Source organism: Specibacter sp. NPDC078692 (assembly GCF_040686835.1).
Taxonomy (GTDB): domain Bacteria; phylum Actinomycetota; class Actinomycetes; order Actinomycetales; family Micrococcaceae; genus Specibacter.
The window spans coordinates 1-8,875 of sequence record NZ_JBFBLV010000057.1 but is presented as its reverse complement, the minus strand read 5'-3'; the positions used below and the strand labels follow the sequence as shown (position 1 = coordinate 8,875).

General features: G+C 60.2%; 9 protein-coding genes. 5 read left to right on the top strand and 4 right to left on the bottom strand.

The genetic code is table 11. From position 1 onward, the window contains the following. The first annotated feature begins 50 nt into the window (after positions 1-50). Positions 51-374, top strand: coding sequence for a hypothetical protein (locus AB0O97_RS20030; protein ID WP_363885014.1), 324 nt, complete (start codon positions 51-53; stop codon positions 372-374). An 87-nt stretch (positions 375-461) separates the two neighbouring features. Continuing rightward, positions 462-995: a DUF1801 domain-containing protein gene (locus tag AB0O97_RS20025; protein ID WP_363885012.1), complete on the top strand. Its 534-nt coding sequence runs from the start codon at positions 462-464 to the stop codon at positions 993-995. 88 nt (positions 996-1,083) lie between these two features. Here the strand turns inward: AB0O97_RS20025 and rplI are convergent, their stop codons facing one another. The 4 genes from rplI to rpsF all read right to left on the bottom strand — a co-directional run bounded on the left by rplI (position 1,084) and on the right by rpsF (position 2,875). After that, entirely contained in the window at positions 1,084-1,533 is a 450-nt protein-coding gene (gene rplI / locus AB0O97_RS20020; protein ID WP_363843941.1) for a 50S ribosomal protein L9, read from the bottom strand. A gap of 15 nt (positions 1,534-1,548) precedes the next feature. After that, on the bottom strand, positions 1,549-1,788 hold the full coding sequence (gene rpsR / locus AB0O97_RS20015; RefSeq protein WP_005273147.1) for a 30S ribosomal protein S18: 240 nt from the start codon (positions 1,786-1,788) through the stop codon (positions 1,549-1,551). Positions 1,789-1,883: 95 nt separating this feature from the next. Beyond that, positions 1,884-2,507 (bottom strand): single-stranded DNA-binding protein, encoded by a 624-nt coding sequence (locus AB0O97_RS20010; protein WP_363885010.1) that lies wholly within the window; start codon positions 2,505-2,507, stop codon positions 1,884-1,886. A gap of 62 nt (positions 2,508-2,569) precedes the next feature. Next, positions 2,570-2,875 carry a 30S ribosomal protein S6 gene (rpsF, locus tag AB0O97_RS20005; protein ID WP_062286061.1) on the bottom strand — a complete coding sequence of 102 codons (306 nt, stop codon included), beginning with the start codon at positions 2,873-2,875 and terminating at the stop codon, positions 2,570-2,572. Between the two features lie 335 nt (positions 2,876-3,210). Between rpsF and AB0O97_RS20000 the strand changes: the two genes are divergently transcribed. From AB0O97_RS20000 to AB0O97_RS19990, 3 genes are read left to right on the top strand one after another with little or no spacing between them, the layout of a single operon-like run. Then, positions 3,211-4,659, top strand: a complete 1,449-nt coding sequence (locus tag AB0O97_RS20000; RefSeq protein WP_363885008.1) for a DUF3375 domain-containing protein — start codon at positions 3,211-3,213, stop codon at positions 4,657-4,659. Between the two features lie 6 nt (positions 4,660-4,665). Continuing rightward, the gene (locus tag AB0O97_RS19995) at positions 4,666-5,316 is read left to right on the top strand and encodes a DUF4194 domain-containing protein (protein WP_363843950.1); all 651 of its coding nucleotides are present in this window, start codon (positions 4,666-4,668) and stop codon (positions 5,314-5,316) included. Beyond that, the gene (locus tag AB0O97_RS19990; RefSeq protein ID WP_363885006.1) at positions 5,317-8,622 is read left to right on the top strand and encodes an ATP-binding protein; all 3,306 of its coding nucleotides are present in this window, start codon (positions 5,317-5,319) and stop codon (positions 8,620-8,622) included. The last annotated feature ends 253 nt before the right edge of the window (positions 8,623-8,875 follow it).

The window sequence follows — 8,875 nt, the reverse complement described above, 5'->3', positions numbered from 1 at the left end:
AGTGGAATTCGAAGAACTCTACTATGATGAAATAAGCGGCTCGTTACCCGATGAAGCTGCCAGAAAACTGGCGGCATAATTTCCGGGACGGTTCAGTCTTCGGTAACTTCCTTCTTTGCGTTGCACTCTCCGCAGGTGACCCACTTGTTGTTATTGCTGCCATCGCCGCGGGTTTCAATGCCCGTGAATTTAACGTAGCGGGCTTCCACGCCGCCCATTTCAATGCATCTGGTGTCAGCATTCTCGACCCACGTGGCAACCGTCCCTTCGCTGCTGACACTGATCACTCTCACAACCAATACATCCGAGCTATCCGCGTCCATGCGGCCATAGATGAAGTCGCGGGCGACGCAGGAGCCAAAACCCCACGATAAACAGCAGGGCTTAGTGGAAACTTTGAAGCACCCGCCTCGAAAGGTTTGCCCGCACTATGCTGAGAGTGAGAATAGGAGAGCCCGCCCATGGTTACCAAAACCAACGCGACAAAGACCCCTGGCGCAGCTGCCAACACCAGGACAGCCAGCAAGGCGGCCCCCAAGTCAGCCAGTAAGTCCACCAACAAGACAGCCCGTACCGGCGCAGACCCCGTGGAGTTCATCAACACAGTCGACACCACCGCAACCCGCCGCGAGGATTCCCACACGCTACTGGCGCTGATGCAGGCAGTCACGGGTCAGCCACCCTATATGTGGGGGCCCAGCATCATTGGCTTCGGTGAGTACCACTACACGTACACCTCAGGCAGAGAAGGCGACGCTCCCGCCGTCGCATTTTCACCGAGGAAGGCCAACCTGGTGGTCTATGGGCTCAGCTATCCGCCAGCTGCCGGACCGTTACTGGAGAAGCTGGGGAAGTTCAAGGCGAGCGTGGCCTGCGTGTACATCACGAAGTTGGCGGACGTGGATCTGAAGGTGTTACGGGAACTCATTGCCCTGACGTATGAGCATTCCACCACCACAGACATCCAATCTTTGCAGTCTCGGCGCAAGCACTAGCACCACCCTCAAAAGCAACAGCAAGCACACACCAAAAAGGCCCGGCCCCCACTAAGGGGACCGGGCCTTTTGAAGCAGTGCAGCGAGACTAGTTCGCTACAACGTTCAGGGTGATCGTCGCTGAAACGTCTTCGTGCAAACGAAGAGTTGCAGTGTGCTTGCCAACCGACTTGATGTGGGCGGGCAATTCAACCTTGCGCTTGTCAATGTTTCCAAGACCTGCAGCGGCAACAGCCTTTGCAACGTCATCAGCCTTGACGGTACCGAACAGGCGGCCTGAGGCGCCTGCCTTAACCTTGAGAACAACAGTGGCGGCCGTCAGAGCAGTTGCCTGCTCCTGTGCAGCTTCAACGGTTGCGTGTGCGTGAGCAGCACGTGCAGCCTTGATGGCTTCAACCTGCTTCTCACCACCCTTGGACCAGGTCAGAGCGAAGCCGCGGGGCAGAAGGAAGTTACGTGCGTAACCGTTCTTCACCTCAACGATGTCGCCAGCGGCACCGAGGCCGCTTACTTCGTGGGTCAGAATGAGCTTTGACATGTTTAGTTATCTCCCTTAACCGCGGCCAGCGCCGGAGTAGGGCAGCAATGCAACTTCGCGGGCATTCTTGATTGCCTGTGCGATCTTGCGCTGCTCCTGAACGGTGACGCCCGTGACGCGGCGCGCACGGATCTTTCCGCGATCAGAGATGAACTTGCGCAGCAATGCTACGTCCTTGTAGTCGATGACGGTAACGTCAGCGGCCTTCAAGGGGTTGGACTTTGGTTTGGGCTTACGGAGTTCAGCCTTAGCCATCGTGGAGCTCCTTAGTATTCGTGGAGCCCGTGGATATTAATCCGCGGGATGGTGTGCGTACGGCGGTTGCCGCACTATTTGTAAAAATTTTGTGGCTAGAAGGGAGGCTCGGAGCTATCCGGCCCAGCGCCCCAGCCGCCGGTTGTTCCACCGGGCGTAGCCCAGGGATCAGCCGCCGGTGCGGATTGTGGCTGCTGCTGTTGACCGCCGCCCCAAGGAGCGTTGCCGCCACCCTGAGAGCCGCCGCCGAAGCCGCCTTGTCCTCCGCCAGCGTTGCCGCCGCCGAAGTTTCCGCCCTGGCCGCCTTGGTTGCCCTGGCCGCCACCGAAGTTGCCCCCACCTTGAGCGCCGGAGCGCTGGGTGCGGTTAACCTTGGCGTTAGCGTAACGCAGCGAGGGGCCGATCTCGTCGACCTCAAGCTCCATGACGGTGCGCTTTTCGCCTTCTTTGGTGTCGTAGGTCCGCGACTTCAGCCGGCCTTGAACGAGTACGCGCATGCCCTTTGTGAGGGATTCGGCAACGTTTTCGGCCGCTTCACGCCAGATCGACGCGCGGAGGAACAGCGTTTCGCCGTCCTTCCACTCGTTACTCTGACGATCAAAGGTCCGCGGAGTCGACGCAATGGTGAAGTTCGCTACTGCTGAACCGCTCGGGGTAAACCGAAGTTCTGGATCACTGGTGAGATTACCAATGACCGTGATAGTGGTTTCGCCTGCCATCTGCTCCTGCTTCCTGCTTGGTGGTTTCCTACAAAGGAAAAACTATAAGGTGTGTGCCGAAATTACTCGGCAACAACCTTCTGCTCTTCCGGACGGGTGATCTTGGTGCGCAAGATGGTCTCATTGATACCAAGCAAGCGATCAAGTTCCTGAGCGGTAGCAGGCTCAGCGGTGAAGTTCACCACTGCGTAGATACCTTCAGACTTCTTCTGGATGTCATAAGCCAGGCGACGACGGCCCCAGATGTCAACCTTTTCGATGGTTCCACCATCGTTGGTGATGACATTCAGGAACTTCTGAAGCGACGGCTCAACGGTACGCTCATCAACATCGGGGTCGATGATTACCATCAGTTCGTAAGGACGCATATGTGAACCCACCTCCTTTGGTCTAGGCGGTTACGGCATTTCCGTAACAGGAGGTTCTTTTGCGGTGCCGGTGCGGCGCGGACACTCAATGAGTGGTCCCGATGCCAGCACAGACTTGTCCATCTTACCGTAAGTACGACGCCGGGCACTCACCCCTGCGCGTAACTCTCACCACACGCTGGTCTCAGCCTCCGCCCATCCCCGCCGCCCATCCCCGCTTCGCGGCATCGATCCGTGAGAAATGGTCGCTTTCACGGATCAAAGCGACCATTTCTCACGGATCGATGCCTTAAAATGGGAGTAATCCCGTCTCCTTTGCCGAAAGGCCCTGCCGTATGCGCTCCACTGACAACGCCGTTGCGCAGTGGCATGCGCAAAAACAGCTGCGGCTGAGCCCGGCATGGAAGCTGCTTCAGGGTGCGCCGTGGACGTTGGCGTTCCTGCGTGCGGAATTCACGGCCGCCACACAACGCGTGCCGCTCGAGGAGTTCCACGCCGATCTGGCGGACTTCATGAAGGAGCTGCGCGAAGAAAACCTCAGCCTCAATGAGGCGTGGCAAGCATCCCACTACGCCGATTCCTGGGTGCGCAGCCAATTCTTAGCCCGGCCCATGGTGGACGGCAAGTTCCACTACGAACCCACGGCAGCCACGGCGCGCGTGCTGGCCTTCATCGACACCTTGGGCGGGCGCCACACCAACCTGAACAGCTCGCGTCTGAGCACCTTGCTTAACAGTATTGAGACGCTGTCACTGCAAAGCGATCCCAACCCGGAGTCGCGCATTGCCGCCCTCGAAGCTGAAATTTTAGATCGTCAGAATGAGATCACAGCACTGAAGAACGGCGCCAGCCCGGCCGTGCTGTCCAATGATTCCGCCGTTGCCGCTACTCGCAGCGTGCTTGACCTGGCGGCCAGCCTCCCTGCAGATTTCAAGCGAATGCGCGACGGCGTCGAGGTCATGTTGCACTCGATCCGCACCGAGATCATGGAATCGTCCCTATCCAAGGGTGTGGCCGTAGGTCAGGTGCTGGCAGGAGACAAGGCCCTGCGCGGGACCGCCGAAGGGGAGACGTTCCGGGGCTTCACCGAGTTCCTCAATGACCCAGTGCAGCAGGCCCGGTTCCGGCAGTCGGTCAATGAAGTGCTGGAACGTGACTTCACCGACGCGCTCACTGCCGAGGAACGCAACAACCTGGCCTCGCTGGTTCGTGAGATGCGCCGGCAGGCTGGCGAGGTTCACGCCATTTACGGCCGCTTGTCCGAGAGCCTGCACGCCTATGTCCAATCGGCTGAGTTCCAAGAGTCAGTGCTGCTGCGCAAAGCCATCCATGCCGCAGAGTTGGCGGTGGCCACGGCACCGCTGGGATCCCGCACGCCCGTGGTGGCACCGCTGCTGTTCTCCCCCAACTTTGAAACGTTGGCCGGGCTGGGAATCTTCAACCCGGAGGACCACGTGCCGCCACCCAAGCTGGCCGCCCCGCCGGCCCTGAGTGACGCCGATATCCACCGCACCCCCTCCACTCCGGCGCCGGACATGCCCAAGCTGCTGGCCGCCGTCGAACATGCAAGAGAAACCCGCAATGGCAGCGCCACCTTGGCGGATGTATACACGTCCTTGCCGGCGGAGCTTCAGCACATCAATACCATTCGCGGGCTCATTTTGGCCGCACGCGGCAACAACAACAGCATCACGGTGGAGAGCACCGAGACACTGACATTCACGCAGATCGACGGGACCACGCGCACTGCAACTGTCCCCCTGTTCACCTTCACGAAGGACTGACGCACCATGAACACCGAGCGAACCCTCTTTCCCGGCGATACCGGCTCCTTTCCGCTGGATATGCGTCAGGCGCTGGTCCGGCTGCTGCGTGGACCGTACATTGACGGGACCGCCGATCCGGCGCTGTGGACCACCATCCTCACGCATGCGGTTTCGCTGCAGCAGTACCTGAGTGAGATCTTCTTGCTGCTGAGTGTTGATACTGAGCGCAAGATCGCGCTGCTCACTCCGGCCGAGATCGATTCCGTTCACACGCAACCCATCGTCGCCAGGAAGCCGCTACGCCGCGAGGAGACGCTGTTGGCGCTGCGCCTGCGGGTGATGCTGGACAGGCATGCCGGTTCGGGGACGGATGTGAGTATTTCCCGCGATGGGGCCCGTGAAATTCTGGCCGAGCATCGTCAGCCCGGTGCCGTTGATGACAAGCGCATGGATGAGCAGACGGACGCCGCACTGGCCAGGCTGCTGAACCTCAAACTCATCCTGCCGACGGAGCTCCCCCACGAATACCGGGTCAGCAACGCCCTTGCCCTGGCGCTGCCGTTCGATTCCATTGAGCAGATCCCGGCCTACCTGGCCGCCCTAGAGCAATCCGCCACCGACGCTCTGGACCTCGAGTCCGAGCAGCCAGCTGAACCACTGCAGGAGATCTTCTAAGTGAGCATTGCAACCACCCTGCCCATCGGCGAAGAAATCAACCCCGGCCAGTTCCGGCTGAGCCAGATCCAAATCATCAACTGGGGCACCTTCCACGGCCGCCACAGCATGTACGTGGACCGCGCCGGCACCTTGCTCACCGGCCATCCGGGCGTGGGAAAGTCCACCCTCTTTGACGGCATCCAGCACATTTTCTATGCTGCTCCGCGCCTGAATGAGTCAGCGCACGACGCCTCCAACCGCAAGGACCGCCGCACCACGTTTAGCTACATGCGCGGGCGCAAGATCAAGACGGCCGACGGCGTTGAATACCAACGCCCCAGCGCCACCTGGAGCGCCACGGCGTTGGTCTTTGAGGACGGCTTGGGACGCCATGTCACCATTGCGGCACTCTTTGACCTGCCGGCGAATGGACTTGAGGGTCAGGTGGGCAAGCATTATCTGATCCACAACAAGCCCTTGGACACCGAGGCGCTGGAGAAGCACGGGAGCCGCCGCTTTTCGCCGTCGTCCCTGCACGCCGCACTGCCCGGCGCCGAGGCCTTCGATGTCCACAAGACCTTTGCTGAGCGCTTCCGGCGCAAGCTGGGCATCCACAATGACAAGGCCTTCAGCCTGCTGCGCACCTTGCAGAACGGCAAGGGCCTGGACAAGGGCGTCAACCGCTTCTTCCGCTACGAGGTGCTGGACAAACCCGCAACCCTGACCGCGGCCGCTGCGGCTGTGGAGGACTTCAGCCACTTGAGCGGAATCTACCGCCAGCTCGAGGATGCTCGCGGACAGCGTGATGCGTTGGCCCCTGTGCCCGAACTGCATGAAAAACTACGTGAACTAGCAGCACAACATGACCGCACAGTTGAGCTAAAAAATGTTCAGCTGCCCTTGCTCCGCCAGCAGTTCCAAGGCGAACTACTGGCTGCCCGTGCTGTTGCGCTGGCGGAAGCGCGGGCACACAAGCAGGCCGAGATCGCGTCCGCCACGCAGACCAAGGATGCCCTGAGTGAAACCGTTGCGGCGCTGGCCAGCCAACACGCCAGCCACGGCGGGCAAGCTATTGACGGCCTGGAAAAGGACATTCGTGCCAGCAAGCGCGAGCTAGCAGAGCGGACGCGCATTGAAGCCGCCGTACGGGATGATCTCGACAGCGCCGGACTCGTCTATGACTGGAGCGCGCAGGGCCTTGCCGCTGTCCGCGCGGAGGCAGCGGCCGGCGTCGAACGTCAACAGGAGCAGACCGCTTCGGCGCGTGCTCTCGAGTACCAGGCTGTGGCGACCAGCGTAAACGTCAAGGCGCAGGAGGCTGCGTTGCGGGCTGAGATTGCCGCTTACCAGCGCCGCGGTTCCAACATTGACTCACGCAGCGCTGCGGCCCGCCGTGCCATTTGCGCCACGACCGGCTTGGACGTGGCGGACATGCCATTTGCCGGCGAACTCGTGGATATTGGCAGCGAGCACAGCGCTTGGCGGCCTGCTGCGGAGAAGGTGTTGCGCTCACTGGCTACCACGTTGCTGGTCCGCGGCGCCGATATTGCTGCCGTTACTGCTGCTATCAACTCCCTGGACGGGCACGGCAAGCTGCGCTGGATCAACCTCGGCGTTCCAACGAAGCCGGCCAAGGCGGGGCATGCGCATCTTGTCACGAAACTAGATTTTCACGCGTCCGACGCCGGATCCTGGCTTCGCGAGAAAATCGCCGGCGACTTTGCCTTCATCTGTGTGGACGACGATGCCGAGCTGCACAACCATGCGAAGGCGGTTTCTCGGGCTGGGACCCTGAAGCTGAGCTCGTCTCTGTTTGAGCGGGACACTCGCACCATCAATCCTTCTGATTACCTGCTCGGCTTCAACAATGTGGCCAAGATTGCTGAATTGGAAGAGCAAGCGCGGCTCCTCGCTGCCGAGCAGGCTGCTGCGGATGCGTCGGCCACACAGAGCAGCTTGGCCAAAGACGCTTCGGCGCGCAGGCTCTCTACTCTGAAGCGGATTGCCGAAGATGACAGGAGCTTCGAGCAGCTGGATTCGGCAGCACTTGCTGCATCTCTTGCAGGATTGCAGGCAACTCTAGAACAGACCATTGCAGGAAGCACCACATTGGCTCAGCTGCGAGATTCCCTCGCGGCCGCCCAAGCTAAACTAGAAGCTGCCGTGGGCCGTGTGGCTGTGCTGCACCACGATCTCTCCGGTATTGAGAAGGACCTAGCTTCCGTCCAAGACGTACTGGCCGGAAGCGGCCCCGGAGGCTCCCCTGTAAATACGGCAGAGGAATGGGCGCAGGAAGCATTCGCTCCCTATCTGAGTGACGGGGATCCCGCCACCTTGGATGAGCTGGAGGTGCTATTGAGCCATGTCGCTGTGGACTTAGGTGAACGCATCGCCACCATCAAGGAGCGCCAGTTCCGTACCGAAGGTGCACTGAACGAAATCTTCAAGGCGTTTGCCCGCCAGTTTGGACCTTCCATGAGCGCAAGCCATGGCACGGGCGCCGAGGCCGCACCTCATTACGAAGAGTTGTATGCGCGCATCGTTTCTGACGGCCTGCCGCAGCGCCAAGATGAATTCAAGGAATACTTCAACAACCGGTCGTACGAACGCTTTTCGGACCTCCTACAACTCCTCGAGGAAGAACGCCGCTCCATTGAGGAGCGCATCCTGCCGCTGAACCAGATCCTGGAGGATGTTCCCTTCGAGAAGGGCAGCCGGCTACGGCTGGAGGTCAAGACAAGCATTCCGGACGAGGCGCGAACATTCCGCCAAGAACTCAAGGAGGCTCTGGGCAATGCCTACACTCAAGCCACCGAGGAAACCATGGCTTCGAGTTACCAGCAGCTTGAGCGTTTGGTTAATGCGTTGGCGGATCCGGCGTTGGCGCATTGGGCAGACACCGCCCTTGACGTACGCCAGCATGTCACTATCAGCTGCAACGAACACCGCCCTAATGGCGAAGTAGAGATGGGCCTGGAGCCCGGCACTCTCTCCGGCGGCGAGGGTCAGCGTTTCACGTCCTTCATCATGGGCGCAGCTTTGGCCTACCAGCTGGGGATCGATGTACAGGGATACAGCACCTACGGGACAGTCATGATCGATGAGGCCTTTATTCAGGCCAACTCCGAATACGCGGGCGCCGGCATCAATGCACTCCAGGAGTTCGGCTTCCAGCTCCTGCTGGCTGCCCCTGAGGACAAGGTAGACCTATCCAGGCACCTAGGCTCGGTCACGGACATCATCAAGCACCCACAGGCCAACGTCTCAGGCTTTGTCTCCACAGGTCATTCCCCTGCAACGGCAACGGATATTATCCTGCGGTAGCGCGGTGTCGGTTTCCGTGCTGCTGCGCGGTACGGCTTGCCGGCGTCTGGCCGTGCTGCTGGGTGCATATGAGTCGTTTACCGGACGGCCGCGACCGGGCTCCAAGACAGGCACACTACCCCTTTAAACAGTGATGGCCGCCCTGGTAGGGGTGGCCATTGTTGTTGTTGGTGCTTGCTGGATTCGAGAACGTAGTTGCTGCGATGTGAATCGTGGATTTGTGTCGTGTTCTGCAGTCTCGAATGGTTTCATG